17 protein-coding genes are annotated in these 15,305 nt (G+C 61.7%); 7 read left to right on the forward strand and 10 right to left on the reverse strand.

Translation table 11 applies throughout. The annotated features are described in order from the left end of the window. Positions 1–11: 11 nt before the first annotated feature. Both ABMA32_RS22590 and ABMA32_RS22595 read right to left on the reverse strand, forming a co-directional pair. Complete coding sequence (locus tag ABMA32_RS22590; protein ID WP_349016009.1) at positions 12–839, reverse strand: DODA-type extradiol aromatic ring-opening family dioxygenase; 828 nt, start codon at positions 837–839, stop codon at positions 12–14. Beyond that, a complete protein-coding gene (locus ABMA32_RS22595) occupies positions 836–1,246 on the reverse strand; it encodes a DoxX family protein (protein WP_349016010.1) in 411 nt (136 codons plus the stop codon). The genes ABMA32_RS22590 and ABMA32_RS22595 overlap by 4 nt, the downstream gene beginning before the upstream one ends. Before the next feature lie 115 nt (positions 1,247–1,361). On the opposite strand from ABMA32_RS22595, the gene ABMA32_RS22600 reads away from it, so the two are divergent. Then, positions 1,362–1,754 carry a winged helix-turn-helix transcriptional regulator gene (locus ABMA32_RS22600; RefSeq protein ID WP_349016011.1) on the forward strand — a complete coding sequence of 131 codons (393 nt, stop codon included), beginning with the start codon at positions 1,362–1,364 and terminating at the stop codon, positions 1,752–1,754. Between the two features lie 126 nt (positions 1,755–1,880). On the opposite strand, the gene ABMA32_RS22605 is transcribed toward ABMA32_RS22600, so the two are convergent. The 5 genes from ABMA32_RS22605 to ABMA32_RS22625 all read right to left on the reverse strand — a co-directional run bounded on the left by ABMA32_RS22605 (position 1,881) and on the right by ABMA32_RS22625 (position 4,388). Beyond that, entirely contained in the window at positions 1,881–2,342 is a 462-nt protein-coding gene (locus tag ABMA32_RS22605) for a PaaI family thioesterase (protein ID WP_349016012.1), read from the reverse strand. Positions 2,343–2,350: 8 nt separating this feature from the next. After that, positions 2,351–2,833, reverse strand: a complete 483-nt coding sequence (locus ABMA32_RS22610; RefSeq protein WP_349016013.1) for a PaaI family thioesterase — start codon at positions 2,831–2,833, stop codon at positions 2,351–2,353. Between the two features lie 170 nt (positions 2,834–3,003). Beyond that, complete coding sequence (locus ABMA32_RS22615) at positions 3,004–3,300, reverse strand: hypothetical protein (RefSeq protein ID WP_349016014.1); 297 nt, start codon at positions 3,298–3,300, stop codon at positions 3,004–3,006. Between the two features lie 84 nt (positions 3,301–3,384). Continuing rightward, positions 3,385–3,894: a MarR family winged helix-turn-helix transcriptional regulator gene (locus ABMA32_RS22620; RefSeq protein ID WP_349016015.1), complete on the reverse strand. Its 510-nt coding sequence runs from the start codon at positions 3,892–3,894 to the stop codon at positions 3,385–3,387. After that, positions 3,891–4,388 carry a universal stress protein gene (locus ABMA32_RS22625; protein ID WP_349016016.1) on the reverse strand — a complete coding sequence of 166 codons (498 nt, stop codon included), beginning with the start codon at positions 4,386–4,388 and terminating at the stop codon, positions 3,891–3,893. Before ABMA32_RS22625 ends, ABMA32_RS22620 begins: the two co-directional genes overlap by 4 nt. A gap of 85 nt (positions 4,389–4,473) precedes the next feature. On the opposite strand from ABMA32_RS22625, the gene ABMA32_RS22630 reads away from it, so the two are divergent. The 3 genes from ABMA32_RS22630 to ABMA32_RS22640 are packed head-to-tail and all read left to right on the forward strand — an operon-like array spanning position 4,474 to position 7,619. Continuing rightward, positions 4,474–4,875 carry a MarR family transcriptional regulator gene (locus ABMA32_RS22630; RefSeq protein ID WP_349016017.1) on the forward strand — a complete coding sequence of 134 codons (402 nt, stop codon included), beginning with the start codon at positions 4,474–4,476 and terminating at the stop codon, positions 4,873–4,875. Between the two features lies 1 nt (position 4,876). Beyond that, on the forward strand, positions 4,877–6,046 hold the full coding sequence (locus ABMA32_RS22635; protein WP_349016018.1) for an HlyD family secretion protein: 1,170 nt from the start codon (positions 4,877–4,879) through the stop codon (positions 6,044–6,046). Beyond that, positions 6,036–7,619, forward strand: a complete 1,584-nt coding sequence (locus tag ABMA32_RS22640; protein WP_349016019.1) for a DHA2 family efflux MFS transporter permease subunit — start codon at positions 6,036–6,038, stop codon at positions 7,617–7,619. The genes ABMA32_RS22635 and ABMA32_RS22640 overlap by 11 nt, the downstream gene beginning before the upstream one ends. Positions 7,620–8,007: 388 nt before the next feature. Here the strand turns inward: ABMA32_RS22640 and ABMA32_RS22645 are convergent, their stop codons facing one another. The 3 genes from ABMA32_RS22645 to ABMA32_RS22655 form a co-directional block, all read right to left on the reverse strand. Then, positions 8,008–9,204: an alpha/beta hydrolase gene (locus tag ABMA32_RS22645; RefSeq protein ID WP_349016020.1), complete on the reverse strand. Its 1,197-nt coding sequence runs from the start codon at positions 9,202–9,204 to the stop codon at positions 8,008–8,010. 68 nt (positions 9,205–9,272) lie between these two features. Next, positions 9,273–9,998, reverse strand: a complete 726-nt coding sequence (scpB, locus tag ABMA32_RS22650) for an SMC-Scp complex subunit ScpB (protein ID WP_349016021.1) — start codon at positions 9,996–9,998, stop codon at positions 9,273–9,275. Positions 9,999–10,000: 2 nt separating this feature from the next. After that, a complete protein-coding gene (locus ABMA32_RS22655; RefSeq protein ID WP_349016022.1) occupies positions 10,001–11,029 on the reverse strand; it encodes a DUF1403 family protein in 1,029 nt (342 codons plus the stop codon). A gap of 113 nt (positions 11,030–11,142) precedes the next feature. Between ABMA32_RS22655 and ABMA32_RS22660 the strand changes: the two genes are divergently transcribed. From ABMA32_RS22660 to ABMA32_RS22670, 3 genes are all read left to right on the forward strand, one after another. Further along, complete coding sequence (locus ABMA32_RS22660) at positions 11,143–12,381, forward strand: site-specific integrase (RefSeq protein ID WP_349016023.1); 1,239 nt, start codon at positions 11,143–11,145, stop codon at positions 12,379–12,381. A gap of 131 nt (positions 12,382–12,512) precedes the next feature. Next, on the forward strand, positions 12,513–13,445 hold the full coding sequence (locus ABMA32_RS22665) for a recombinase family protein (protein WP_349016024.1): 933 nt from the start codon (positions 12,513–12,515) through the stop codon (positions 13,443–13,445). Positions 13,446–13,685: 240 nt separating this feature from the next. Next, complete coding sequence (locus ABMA32_RS22670; protein ID WP_349016025.1) at positions 13,686–15,299, forward strand: Mu transposase C-terminal domain-containing protein; 1,614 nt, start codon at positions 13,686–13,688, stop codon at positions 15,297–15,299. The last annotated feature ends 6 nt before the right edge of the window (positions 15,300–15,305 follow it).

Genomic DNA, 15,305 nt, shown 5'->3' on the forward strand with positions numbered 1-15,305 from the left:
CTCCTTGAGGTTCAGATTTGAATTGATGTCGCATTAAATGCGGATTCGACGGCGCCCATCACCACATCGTCCAGCACCTTGAGGCCGATATCGGCTCCGGCGGCTCCCGCCACCACATGCAGCGGCAGGAAATGCTCCTCTCGGGGGTGGGCATCGCGGGCAGCGGGCGCGCGCGTCCAGTCCATCAGCGTCGCATTGCGCGCGCTCGGATCGGGGTCGGTCACCGCCCCGGTCAGCCAGTCGTCAAAGACCTGCGAAGTCGGCTCCACGTCCTGCGTCCCGCCGCGCATCCTCTTCATCAGCACGCCCATGTTGTGATAGCTCATGCCGCTGCCCAGGATCAGCACGCCCTCGTCACGCAGGGGCTCCAGAGCGGCTCCCATCGCCAGATGCGCTGCCGGGTCATAATCGGCACGCAGCGACAGTTGCACCACCGGCACGTCCGCCTCGGGAAATACCAGCTTCAGCGGAATAAACACCCCGTGATCATAGCCCCGCACGGCGTCGCCCCGCACCGAAAACCCCGCCGCCCCCAGCAGGTCCGACACGCGCGCCGCCAGATACGGTGATCCAGGCGCAGGAAAGGTCAACTGATAAGTGTGATCGGGAAAGCCGTAGTAATCGAACAGCAGCGGCGGCTTGGCGCCGGTCTGCACTGTGACCCGCGCTTCCTCCCAATGGCCCGAGATGATCAGTACTGCTTTCGGCTTTTCCGGGAGACTGGCCGGCACCCCGCGCAGAAACGCCGCCATCTTGTCCCAGGTGTGCGGAGGATCCCAGTCCATGAAGAAACATGGTCCGCCACCGTGTGGGATGAACAGGGTGGGCATCCTGCTCATCCAAGCGCCCCTTTCGGCGGGAAAGGAAGCTTGCGATAGCGGCCCCAGACAACGAACAGCGCCAGCGCCAGCAAAATGGCGTTGACCGGCCCGACCATTGCGATATCGCCCTGCGATATGTGAACGGGCACCGCCAGGATCTGAATGATGGCAAATCCCAACGCCGCCAGCGGCGTGAGCAATGGCTGTATGCGGGTCAAGGCAGGCACGAGAATACCGATCGCACCGGCCAGCTCCGCCGTTCCGATAAACCGGACCAGCCATGACGGAACATTTCCCGGCCAGGTCAACATCCCCGCAAGGTCGGACAGAGGCATGGTCACCTTCATAACTCCGGCTGCCCCGAACACCAGGGCGAGCAGGACCTGGGCCGTCCACAGCGCGATGTTCAGGTTCCTGGCCGACATCGCTTCCCTCCATAGTGCGTTTTTGATACTTTCATCCTATTCGTAATCAACGCCATGGGAAGTAGGCACGTGCGGATAAGTCTGTTACCTGCGTGTAACCATGAAAGGAGAAGCCGTGAACATTGATATCTCGATCGATGCCGCCGGTCCCATCGCGCCCGAGCTCTGCCCCGTACGACCGCTTCTGGACCGGATGGCCGACAAGTGGAGCCTTCTCGTGATCGCACGTTTGGCTGAGGCTAGCGGGAACCGACTGCGTTTCTCAGAATTGATGCGCGCTGTTGGAGGGGTATCCCAGCGCATGCTGACGACGACGCTCCGCAACCTCGAGCGCGACGGGCTTGTCACCCGTGACGTTTTCGCGGAAGTCCCCCCTCGGGTCGAGTACGAGCTGACCGAAAGAGGAAAGAGCTTTCTCATTCCCGTTCGTACGCTGATCGGCTGGCTGGAAGCCAATTGGCCCGACATACAGCGTTGTCGCGAACTCTACGACCAGAAGACTTTGTGAGCGTGGAATACCGCAAGCATCTTACGTTTTAATACGAAGCCCCGCGATAAGGGTGTTCAATCGAGCGCTGGTCTTTCTTACTTGTTCGACATGCATTTCAAGTGACGAAGCTTTGCAAAGGCACCGTCAATCGGGGGGCTGATCAGAAACGTCAAAGACTCCCTTGGTCCGGAAAGTGAGGCGTGAAATCGCCACCGGGTTCTCCACATCCTCCTGCCACGCCCGCGCAGACAAGGTCGCAGTTCGTCTTCCGATGCGTTCGATCGAGGCTTGCGCATAGCAATCTGCGGCGATCGTCGACCGCAGATAGCTGATGTTATGATTGAGAGTTCCTGGCATGGAGGGCGCCCGCGTCTGAAAAGCGAGCAGGGTGGACGCCGAAAGTTCGCAGAGACTGGCGACGATGCCGCCATGCAGAGCCCTGATCATCGGATTGCCAATGTGATGTTCGGCAAAGCAAAGCTTGAGGACGACGCAATCTCCGTCAATCCGTGGCTGGATATTCAGGAACCGGGCGAAAGGTGAGATCGCCAGGCAGTCGGCCAAAGAGAGATACCCAGCCTCGGTCTGGCCGACTGTGGAAGACATGATTGTGCTCATGATATGGGATTGATTGCAGGTCCGCGCGTGCCGATCATGAACGTGGCACTTCCAAATGCGAACATCTTCCCATGTTCCTCACCGACGACATGCCCGCGCACATGAGCTACCTGTTCAGACGATCCGCCGTATTCTGCGTGGCAGATGACAGATTCTCCCCGGCGAGGCGTGGATGTGAAGTCGACGTTCAGGCCGATCGTCGCCACGGGAGCCAGTTGCTTGAGATTTGCGAGCACAACAAGTCCGAAAATGGAATCGAGAGCGGTCGTGAGTATCCCGGTCGAGAGACCCTCATCCGACGCCAGCTCAAATTCACCGTTGAACGGGATTCGGATTTCGGCTCGCGAAGCATCAAAATGAATGAACTCCAGGCGAAGAGATTCAAAGAGCAGATTGCTCGTCAAAAAGTATCTCGCGAGGATGTCTAGGCGGTCCGATTGTGCGTTGGCTGATAAGTTATCTACGAGATTGTTCTGCACGCTTCGCACCTATATTTAGACTAATCATAGCCGAACTGTCATAGCGATTTGCAACGTGGAAAGAGCCTCATCCTCTTGCCGGATTGGTTTATGCCAAATTTCGCAATTCGCAAATCGTATTTGCAGGCTCGACAATCGCGGGTCAGCGCTGAAAGATAAATGCGCACCCTTTAGTTGCCAAACAGGCCGCGCCGCGGCGGCCGGCTGGCCCCGGTTTTCGCATCGTAGTTGATGCGCACTTCCGCACCATCCCCCATGAAATAGACGATTCGGTACTCGCCATCTGCAAACGTAATGCTTTCGATGCCATAGAAGCCCGGACGACCTTCAACTTGCTCGATCACAGACGACAGCTTGATGCTGTCGGGTGGCGGCAACTTCGAGAGCGGATCTCTATCCTGAGCGGAGGCAGAAACAAGAGATCCGAATAACAATCCAGAGACGAGGAGGGGAGAAAGGAAACGCATCGGAGAACTTCCACTTCCAGCGAGTATGAGGGATTCCAGAATCTCGCGCCTACCTGCCGGTCAGCATGTGACAGGCGCCTCGCACTAAATGTTCGGCGGATTGGCCAGGTTCCCCGTCATATGCGAAAGCCCGACCCGAATCAGTTCGATATGTCGTTCGGCAACACCCTGTTCCGCTCTGTTGAGGAGGTCCGTCACAATCGTCTGGACCCTTGGCGCAAGAGCTTTGCCCCGGGGCTGCAGATAGATGCACTTGACGCGACGGTCCACCTCATTGCGCTTGCGGACGACCAGGTCTGCAGCCTCGAGCCGGTCGAGGTTATCGACAAGCGTCATTGGTTCGCACGAAAGAATTTGAGCCAGCTGGGATTGGCTGAGACCCTCGTTACGGGCCAAAAACATTAGCACGCGCGCTTCGGCCGGCGTAAGAGCCAGTCCTGCAAACTCGAATTCGACCAAGAGTTTCTTTCGAAATGCTTTGACGAAGGCAATAGCCTCAAGGGCCAGAGCGAACTTTTCAGGGAGGAAGCCGACGCCAGTATCCCTCTGTGGCGTCACCGCGGAGCTGCTCGGCGCCGGGTCGAGGACAGTCACTCTGGGACCCCATAGCTCGGTTTGAGTCTGTCGAACTCCGCGTCGGAAACCTCCATTCGTCCGATCAGCATGCTGCAGTCGAGATGGTCGATGAGGTATGTGGCAACGGACCCTGACCACCAGCGCGCCAGGGTCCCGTGCTGGCGATGCCCGATAACGACCAGATCGGCGTTGATTTCCGTCGCGACGGCGCGAATTTCCGGTCCGGGATCGCCCATGTTGAGGCGCGTGTCGGGTTCAAATCCGATTTCCCGCAACCGCCGTTCACCTTCGGCGAGGATGTTTTTATAGACCTCGCTCTGCTCGCCCACGACTCCGGGATAAACACCTTCGGCAAAGACAATCCCGGTGGAAATCTGCACAACCGCCAGGAGACACACCTGGGCCTCGCAGAGCCGCGCCAAGCGTGCGCCCTCGCGCAGCGCCAGACGACCTTCGACGGACCCGTCATAGGCGAGGAGAATGCGTCGATACATGGGTACCTGCGTTGCCACGTTGCACCATAACCGGAGTTGCGCTATGTCGGTAGCATACTATCAATAAGAAAGCTATCAAGTGGGCATCGGTCAGGAATTCGCCATGGAGCTTGCACGGGTTGGGCGTCGTTGGAGAACCGGCCTCGATGCGCGCGTGAAACATCTCGGATTGACGCAGGCGCGATGGATCGCGCTGCTGCATCTGCGGCGGTCGGGGGCGATGTCGCAAAGGAATCTCGCCGAGCAGATCGGGGTGGAGGGACCGACCCTGGTGCGTCTCCTGGATGCGCTCGAGCAGCGCGGTCTGATCGAGCGCGTCGATTCCGATGATGACCGGCGGGTCAAGAAAATCCATCTCGCGGAAAGCGCCAAGCCACTTATCGAGGAGATCACGCGCATTTCCGATGCGTTCAGGGAAGAACTGCTCGAAGGCGTTCCCGCGGATGATCTGGCGACAGCGCACCGCGTGCTGGCTCTCATCGGCGACAGGCTGGAAAGATCGTAGAATGAACATGGAAGCAAAGCCGTTGCAATTCTCCGGGGCTGCGAACGCAGATGCTGGCACTGCCGAGACACCACCCGCTATGAAGAAGAGCGGGCGAGCGCGCAGGTTCGTCCGCGCGACGGCGCTTTTCGCGGTGCTCGGCGTCGTCGCCTATTTCACCTATCCCTGGCTGGCCGCGCGGTGGACGCATGTCTTTCTCGATGACGCCCGCATCGCGGCAAATATGATCGCCGTCAGCAGCGAAGTGTCCGGCAGGATCATATCGCTTCCCGTCATCGCGGGCGACAAGGTCGTTCGTGGACAGGTTCTGGCTACTATCGATGCGGCATCCGCCTCACAGGAACTGAAGGGCCTGGAAGCACAGGTCACAGGCGTCAAATCCCAGCAGGACCAGCTGCGTTCCCAGCAGGGTTTCGTTCGAGGTCAGGTCGCGGCAAAGCTTCAGGCGGCAGAAGCCCAGATTGCCGCGGCTCAAGCCTCCCATGCCGCCGCCGAGGCCGCGCTTCAGAACGCGCAATCTCAATTCGACCGTGTAAAGGCGCTCGCAGGTCGAAACGTGCTATCGGCCCAGCAGCTCGAAGACTCGGACGCCCGGCTGGCTGCCGCCACCCAGCAGGAACGGCTGACTGCGGCCGGGATACTGACAGCCCGCGCCAATCTCGAAGTCGTGACGGCTGAAGAGGCGCAAATTGGCGTGCTCGACCAGCAGATCGCGACCCTTGATGCGCAGGTCGAGGCACTTTCCGCGCAGATCGAACAGAAACGCATCGACCTCGGCCGCCGCGACATCAGGGCAGAGTTTGACGGCGTTATCGATAGCACCTTTATCGATGCGGGGGAGTACGTATCGCCCGGCACGCGGCTCCTGATCTACCACGACCCGAGCACAGTCTGGGTCGACGCCAACGTCAAGGAGACGGACTTCAGGCGGCTGACGGCCGGCGCGGCGGCGCAGATTACCATCGACGCGTATCCGGATCGGGAATTCCTCGGCGAAGTCGTCCGGATCGGCGAAGCCGCCACCAGCCAGTTCGCTCTGCTCCCGAGCCCCAATCCGAGCGGCAACTTCACCAAGGTCACCCAGCGCCTGCCGGTGCGGATATCCATCGAACAGCAGGATGGTCTCCTGCGCCCCGGAATGATGGTGGAAGTCAGCATCGATGTCGATTGAGGACCTGTTCGACAGCTACGGTCCGGCCTATCGCTGGCTCGCGACCGGCACTGTGATGATCTCGGCCATCGCCGTCGTTCTGTCGACGACCATCGTCAATGTCGCGATACCCGGCGTCATGGGCGCTTTCGGCATCAGCCAGGTCGAGGCACAATGGATTTCGACCGGCTTCCTTGCAGCAATGACGGCGACCATGCTGCTTGCCGATTGGGCCAATAAGGCATTCGGCCAGCGAGCCAGCATGATAGCGGCCCTGGCCTTGTTTGCTGCGGGGTCCGTTCTTGGCGGTATCGCGCCGAACGAAACCGTCCTGACTGTCGCAAGGGTGATCCAGGGCGCCGCCGCTGGCATCGTTCAGCCTCTCGCCATGGTCCTGTTGTTCCAGGTCTTTCCGGCTGACCAGCGCGGCGCCGCCATGGGCATATTCGGCATCGGCGTTGTGCTTGCGCCGGCGCTCGGCCCATGGATCGGCGGGATCCTGATCGACGCTTTCAACTGGCGCTACGTCTTTTATCTCGGGCTTCCGTTTGCCGGCCTCGGCATTTTCTTGTCAAATCTGTTTCTGCCGACCCGCGCCGACAAGGGTCCTCGTCCAGGATTCGACTGGTTCGGCGTGCTGCTTTTGAGCGTGTTCCTTGGTGTTCTGCTGAATGCGCTGACGAACGCTCAGCGAGAAGGCTGGACGTCCGATCCGATCCTCGCGCAATTCGCGATCGCTACGATCGCGGCCTCAAGCTTTGTCTGGTGGGAGATCAGGGCGGCCAAGCCCATGCTCGACATGCGGCTATTCAGGCAGCTGCCGTTCGCTTCGGCTTGCCTGGTCGGCTTCATCATGGGTGCGGGTCTGTTCGGATCGACCTATCTGGTCCCGCTGTTCGTGCAGACGATTCAGGGTTTCACCCCTACCCAGGCCGGATTGCTTTTGATGCCGTCGGGATTCGTGCTGGTCTTTGTCTTCCCGATTGCCGGACGCATGTCTGATAAGCTCCCATCCGGCTGGTTGATCGGCTCGGGGATGGCCATTTTCGCCTATTCTTCTTACCTGACGGCCGACATCGACATCAACACCACCTTCTGGATGCTTGCCTGGCTCACCGTTCTTTCGCGCATTGGCCTCGGGCTGGTGTTTCCCTCTCTGACCTCCGCATCGCTTAAGGTTCTTCCAAGAGAACTGGTCGCGCAGGGATCAGGCGCGATCAACTTCATTCGACAGCTTGGCGGCGCGTTCGGGGTCAATCTGTTAGCCGTATTCATGGAACGGCGCACCGTCATGCACGCTGACGCGTTCGCCGCGACCCAAACCAGCGACAACTCCGCGACGATGACGTTGCTGAGCCAGGTCGCTGCAATGGTCAAGACAGCGGGTGTCCCCGACTTCCAGCAATTGCCGACGGCCGCGTCGTTTCTGGCGCAAACCATCATCATTCAGGCCAACACCGCCGCGTTCCGGGATGGGTTCATCGTCGTGACGATCGTATTCCTGGTCGCCCTTGGGCCGACGTGGCTGCTGCATCGTGCCGAAGCGCGGCACCGGCTTCAATCCCACGCGGCGCCTGTGGAAGGCAGGGCGTAAAAACAACAATCCGGTCAGTGCTTTTCCTGAAGGCGGAGGGCTACCCGGTGCGCAGTCCGTAGTAGCTTCTATGGAGAGGCGCAGTCTGGAGCCAAGCCGTTCGCAAAAAGCGTTCGCGGGACGGCGACGGACCGCGCAACAGAAAATGCAACCCTGTCATCGGCGCCACCAGGATTGTTTGGCGAGGGGGTCAGTTGCTTCGCGCCACGCGCCTGAAGCGCCTGCCGGCCAATTGGGCGATTGAAGTCGCTTGCCACTCTCGGCACTGAACGAGCAAGCTGAGCATATCAATGCCGGTTCAGATCCACGCGCACACACTGGTCTAACCATAACTTCGCAGGGCTCAGTACCCTCACAATTGCGATGTCCGTCGCCGTCGCACGGCGTCTCAATCGCCGGCCAGCGCTTTTCCAACGAGAACGAATGGGCTCGAGATTGTCGAACCAATTGATTTGAAGACGAAAGCGCCGGCCTGCCGAAGCGGTTGTCCCGCGTTCAAGTCTCCCGTTTCCTCGAGTTGCGCGTAAATCGAGGCAACAAGCGCATAGCGGTTGTGGTTCAGGGGATCCAACGTGTCGAGAGAGGAAATATCTATGAAGGCAACATTAGCTTGTCGCGCGGCTTCCTCGACGCGCGGATCGTTGACATCGAGAGCGCCCACGCGCTCGTGCTGCCCCGCCAGACGCTGCGAGACCAGAAGGGCTCGGTCGTCCGGCGAAACGAGTACGATCAACGGCATCTCCATCGGGCCGACGACGTTCATCTGGGCACGGAACACGTCAGCGTCAATGTCGGGTGCGGCGAGCACCACCTGAAGACGGTCGAGAACACGATCCTGGCCTGTCAGACGCAGTTGCCGCAGCGCCTCGACCGTCAGCAGGCCGCCCATCGAATGTGCGAAAAGATTGATCTTAGATACATTGCGATCGCGGGCAAGGGCGGCGAGCATCTCCACGAGATAGTCGCGCGAATAGATAACTGCGTCGCGGTCGGCGACATACCCTGCAACCGTGGCCTGCGAGGGCCATGCGAACAATATGGATGAAGTTTCCTGCTGGCTGTCCCCGACCATCTGCGCAAGCCGGAAGAGCGCCTGCTGGAAATTCTGGTTGTAGCCGTGCACAAAGAGGGAGACCTCGCCTTGCGTCGATCGCGCCGAGGCCGAGAGTCTCGCGAGAAACTCGCGCTCGTCCAAACCCTGCTGATCGACGACCGCGACCGTCCTTGACGGATCCGGTCGATTCCGTGGCCAGTCAATTTTCCCCGGCTGCCTGCCAGGCGGCAGCGAGATGTCGAAGGTGGCGTAATTCGTCTGCCGCGCGCGTTCGCCAGTGAACCGGGTGACGCCAGGCGCCTCCCTGGCGCGGGTGGTTGCTGTGTAGACGGTGACTATCTGCGCTCCGTCGACATGGGCTTGCACCGGCTCCAAAATTTCGGGACCCGGCCGGCTTGCACAGGCGGAAAGCGAGACGCCGACGGCAAGTAGCTGGAGGCCAAACACAACCTCGTGCAAGAGGCGCAGCAACGGAGCACGAAAATCTGCCCAGGATCCTTGCATGTTCGGGAAGACCTTCAGTCTGAACAAAATCTCTTCCTTTTCAGGAACGCGAACGTTTCTGCCTAGTCATCCCGGCCATAGCAGCAACGATCCGCTCAAGATAGCTTGTCCTCGACGATATCGTCTTCTGGTTGTTCTTCACCGTTGTCCTCTCCGCTCGCCAGACCGACCGGTATATCTCCCGACAGCAGCTTTTCCTTTGAAAGCAGCCCGGCATCTTCCAGCGCCTCGAAATCCGGCAGGTCGCGCAGCGTATTGAGGCCGAACTCGAGCAGGAACTCCTTTGTCGTGACATAGGTGTATGGCGCGCCGGGCGTCGGGCTGCGCGGGCCGGAGGCGATCAGTTTCGCGCCGCGCAAATGGCCAATCAGGTCGCGCGAAACTTCCTTGCCGAAGAACGTCGACAACTCTGCCCGCGTGATCGGCTGGAAATAGGCGATGCACATCAGCACCAGCACCTCGGACTGGGTCAGGTCTTTGGCGCGGCCGCTGCCGCCGGCGGCCGTGCCGAATGCACTGCGGATGGCATCGGCATAGGGGGGCCGAGTGAGATGTTTCCAGCCGCCGGCCACAGTGACCAGATCATAGGGCCGGCCGCGCAATTCCTCGCGGATGTCGTCGATCAGAAGGTCGATGCTGCAGCTCTTGCCGACGATGCGCGCCAGCGTCTCGCGCGCCACCGGCTCGCTCGCGGCGAAGATGACCGCCTCGACGCGGTTCATCCATTCGCGCCAGCGCGCTTCCGGCGGCAACTGATCCAGCTCCCGGTCGAACAGCGCGTCTTCGTCCGCCCTTCCCCGACGCGCACTCTCCCCCGCCATCGTCACAGCCCGTAGATGCGAAAGGTCGCGCGGCCCGACAATTCGCGCAGGGCGCCGAGCTCGACCAGACGGTCGAACAGCCGGCGCAAGCCCCGGTCGCTGATGCCGGCAATCCTGTCCGAGGCAACGATCGCGTCGTCGGATAGGAGCCTTTCGACGACGGCGTCCGCCGCCTTGGCCCGGAGTCTTGGCGCGACGCCGAGCAGTCGTTCCGCGCGGCGCCCGAGATCGGTGGAGAGATCGATCGCCCGGATGGCAGCGAGCGCCTGCGCGGCAAGCAGGCTTTTGGCGCGCTCGGCATCTGTCTCGACGTTTGTCACCCCGGTGCTGCCCGCCGATCGCCGCGAACGGGCGCCCGTGCCCACCCCAGCCTCGCCGCCCTGCAGCGGCACCGCATGGGACCAACCCAGCCGTTGCGCGAGGAGGGCGTCGGCGAGCCAGGCTCCCACGGCGTGCCCGAACCCGTGTCGCCCGGCGACCATCGACGCGCCGGCCAGCATGCCGACCGTCCCAGTGCCGGCCGCGCGTTGCCGCACATCGTCGGCCAGAGCGCCGACCACCGCGTCCTCCGGGGCATAACCGAACGCGTCCAGCACGGCAGCCAGATGTCTCCTCGTCAGCAGTTCCTCCGCTGGCCGCGTGGCCAGCCGGTGCCAGGCCAGCAGCAACCGGCCGGCGGGGCCGACATCGTCCCCGGGTCGCGTCAGCAGCACGGCGTCGCGCAGCGCATTTTCATCCTCCATGCGGCCTGCCTGCCTTGCCGTCACCGCGGCCGCCGTCACTGCCAGCCGTTGCCGCCAGGCACCGGCCCATCGCTCCTGCCGGCGAACCACCGCGTCGAGCGCGCCGAGCGCGGCGCCGGCAGCGAGCGCCACGTCCTCGATGCCATGGCTGCCAAGGGTTTTCGCATCCGGGACCGCCGCGCGCAGCCACGCCGGCACCGCCGCACCCGGCGCTGCGGACGTTGCGTCGCGCACCGTGACGGGTTGGCGTGAAGTGAATCCGGGATGGAGAATCATCGGCAGAACCATGAATCATCGCGGCGCTTTTGGCAACAGAAATGGACAAAAAGCGCTGTGCCTGTCGTGTGTGAATAATGAACGATAAGATTGCATTATCGGTCATTTTGCTCTTTATATGAGAAATGGCCCAAAACGTCGAGCAGAACCTCGAAAATCGCGTCGCGCGACCCTGCGGACCGTCCCACAGCACCGCCGCCGAAGGTGATGTTCCCGCGGGGAAGATGTCGGCCGACACCGCGTCCCAGCAAGGCTCCCCCGACGATCTGCCCGACATTGTCGACCTCGTCCTGGAAATGGGCGGGGTTCCCGAGGATGCAGCTGCCGAAGCCCAGACGCCCTCCCCTCCCCTTCCGGCCGCCGCAACTTCGCGCCTGCCCGCGCATCTCGACGCTCTCGCCGATCGGGCTCGCGGCTATGTCGAGGCGGCAAGTTCGACCAACACGCGCCGCGCCTACGCCTCGGACTGGAAGCATTTTGCCAGCTGGTGCAGGCGCCAGGGTGTCGAAATCTTGCCAGCAGACCCGCAAACCGTTGGCCTCTACATCACCGCCTGCGCCTCCGGGACCGTGACGGGCGACAAGAAGCCGAACTCCGTGTCGACCATCGAACGCCGGCTTTCTTCCCTCTCCTGGAATTATTCGCAACGCGGCCTTTCGCTGGATCGCAAGGATCGTCATATCGCCACCGTCATGGCCGGCATTCGCAACAAGCACGCCGCCCCACCTAGGCAAAAGGAAGCGGTGCTGCCCGAGGATCTGATTGCCATGCTGGAAACGCTTGACCGCGGCGCCCTACGCGGTCTGCGGGACAGAGCCATGCTGCTGCTGGGCTTTGCCGGCGGCCTGCGCCGCTCCGAGATCGTCGGCCTCGACGTCGGCCGCGACCAGACAGAGGATTTCTCCGGCTGGGTGGAGATTCTGGACAAAGGGATGCTGGTGACGTTGCGCGGCAAGACCGGCTGGCGAGAGGTCGAGATTGGCCGGGGCTCCTCCGATGCAACCTGTCCTGTCGTGGCACTCCAAACCTGGCTTAAGTTCGCGCGGATCGTCCACGGCCCGCTGTTCCGCCGGGTGACCGGTCAGGGCAAGGCCGTCGGTGCGGAGCGGCTCAACGACCAGGAGGTCGCGCGCCTTGTCAAGCGGACCGCGCTGGCTGCCGGCGTGCGCGGCGATCTGCCGGAGAGCCAGCGGGGCAAGCTGTTCGCCGGACACTCGTTGCGATCCGGCCTCGCCTCGTCGGCCGAAGTCGACGAGCGTTATGTGCAGAAGCAGCTTGGTCATGCCTCCGCGGAGATGACGCGTAAATATCAGCGACGCCGTGATCGGTTCCGGGTGAATCTGACAAAGGCGTCGGGGCTCTAATGCCCCCCTCCCCTGCCCTACTGCTGGCATTTCCGATTTGGGGGACCTCAAGAGATGTCGTCAAAAGATCGGTTATCCTTATCCTCTTTGTTTGGAAAACCTTCTCTATAACGCACTCTCAGGCGCTCGGGATGGCCGCTGACACGCAAAATCGAAGCTCCCGTCGACCACAGGGCCGGCAGATCGGCTACGCGCGCGTCTCAACGGACGAGCAGGCGACCGCCGCACAGGAAATCGAGCTGCGCGCGGCCGGCTGCGAGACGATCGTCGAGGAGCACGGCTCTGGCGCCTCGCGTGCCCGCCCTGCCCTGGCCAGGCTGATCCGCGAGATCGTCGCCGGCGACACGCTCGTCGTGGTGCGGCTCGACCGTCTGGCGCGCTCGGTCAGCCACCTGCTCGAGGTCATCGAGGACCTGACGACGAAAGGAGCGCATTTTCGATCGCTGCGGGATCCGATCGACACGACCACGCCCCAGGGCATGTTCTCCTTGCAAGTTCTGGGCGCCGTCGCCCAGCTTGAGCGGGCGCTGATCTCCGAACGCACCAAGGCCGGGATCAGAGCGGCGAAGTCTAAAGGAAAGCTGCCGGGCAACCCTGGAATCCGCGAGCGCCGGCCGGAAGCCCTGGCCAAGGTCACCGCGGCCCAGAAGGCGGCATTCGGCGTCCGTGTACAAGCGACGATGAACCAATGGCTGCCGACGGTGCGCCGGAGGCGGCCGGATCATACTTGGGACGACATCGCCAGGCTCCTGAAGCAGCGGGGTCTCGACTGGACGCCTGAGCGCCTGCGCCGGGCGGTCAAGTGGCTCGTCGCTGAGCATCTCGCCGATGCGGGTTTGCTCAGGAAGTCTCCGCCCCGCGTGCCCGAAGACCGGTTGATGACCCTGGTGGCCGGCATCCACGCCTCAAACCCGGACTTGACGCTGCGAGAAATCGCCGCCCAGCTTGAGCGTTTGCATGAACGGACGCCTCGCGGCGGCTCGAAATGGTCGCCGTCATCCGTCAAGAACCTGATCGACCGAGCTACGCGATCCGGGCTCATCGCCGACGCGCCCGCCGGGTAGCCGAGCCATCGTCACCAGCCCTTTTTCTTCATGCTGTCACGCAGCGCGCTGCTGATCTCCAACGAACTGGCGCCTCCCTTGGTGTCGCTCGGCACTTAAATATGAGAATCATGCCTCTATGATTTCAGACGCTTACGCCGGCACTTAATTTGCGAATGGGCAGTTTATTCGATAATGTGTGTTGGCTTTTGTTACTTAATGTGAGAATGAGTCTTGTGATGTTTTCCTCGCGAGCCTGCCATGAACGATCGGTTCCCTGACGAAATCGACGAGGCGCCTTGGGATGAAGCTTGCCGACGGGCAGATGCGATCCGCAGCTTCCTGAAGCGCAATCCTGACGGTGCGACCGCCGCAGAGGTTTCCGGGCTCGCGGCTGAGATTAATGTGAGCCAGGCGACGGCCTACCGGCTGATCAAGCTGTTCCGCGTCGGCGGGACCGTTCTGTCTCTTGTCGATCGTAGGCGCGGACGGCCTGAGGGTCATCGTACGCTGGACGAGAAGCGGGAGGAGATCGTTGGCAACACTATCAAAAGATTCTTCCTGAAGCGGACCCGACCGACGATCTCGCAATTGGTGCGGGACGTGCAGACGAACTGCGTATCGGTCGGACTGAAGCAGCCGCATCGCCGAACGATCGTCGCCCGCGTCAAGGACATCGACCTGCAGAAGCGCGCAAAGCGGCGCGGCGAACAGAAAGTCGTCAAGGCGACAACGGCCGTTCCCGGATCGTTCGAGGCCTCTCGTCCACTGGCGGTGGTCCAGATCGACCATACGAAGGCCGACATCTTTGTCGTTGACGAGGAGACACGGAGGCCGATCGGACGGCCATGGCTGACGCTGGCGATGGATGTCTGCAGTCGGATGGTGACCGGTTTCTATCTCACGATGGAGGCGCCGTCCCGCCTGTCCACCAGCCTGTGCCTGCTACACTCCGTCTTCGACAAATCGGCATGGCTGCGTGAACGCGAGATAATGGAGCCTTGGCCCGTCGCCGGTCTGCCGGACATGGTGCATGTCGACAATGGTGCCGACTTCCGCAGCCGGGCCTTCAAACGAGGATGCCAGGACGCGGGCATCGCGATCGACTGGCGGCCACCGGGTGAGCCGCGTTTCGGCGGTCACATCGAGCGCCTGATCGGCACTCAGATGGGGAGGCTGCATCTCCTGCCCGGAACAACCTTCAGCAACGAACAGGAGTTGGGCGACTACGACTCCAAGCGGCATGCGGCACTGACTTTGAGGGAGCTTGAGCGATACATCGCTCTCGACATCGTCGGCGCCTACCATCAATCGATCCACAGCACTCTGGGCCGCCCGCCGATCGCGGTGTGGCGGGAGCACGAGGGCGAAATCCCGCTTCGACTGCCGCAAGACCGAATGCGCTTCTGGCTGACGTTCCTGCCGGAGCAGGAGCGGACGTTGATGCCGGACGGGATTCATCTGTTCAAACTGCGCTACTGGTCGCCGGCATTGAGCGCTGACATTGGACGTTCTGACCGGCGCCTACTCGTAAAATACGATCCGCGCGACATGGGGCGCGTCTTCGTCCGACGGCCATCGGGAAACTTCGTGGAGGCCCGTTATGCCGACGTGACTTTGCCCTCGATAACGCTGCACGAGGCACTAACCGCCCGGCGTACCTTACGTGCAAAAGGCCGTCGCGAAGTCGACACACGCGCCATCGTCCGCACAGCCGTCGCGCAGCGAGAATTGGTCGAGGCGGCAACCAAGAAGACGGCGGCTGCGCGACGCGGGAAGACTTCTTCGAAATCGAACGTGGATGATCGGGGATTGGGCTCGCTCCGCGGTGTCGACTCCAGCAAACCTGTACCCTTTGTCGAGGATACAGATTGAGCTGGA

Source organism: Mesorhizobium quangtriensis (genome assembly GCF_040081925.1).
In the GTDB taxonomy this organism is placed as follows: Bacteria; Pseudomonadota; Alphaproteobacteria; order Rhizobiales; family Rhizobiaceae; genus Mesorhizobium_K; species Mesorhizobium_K quangtriensis.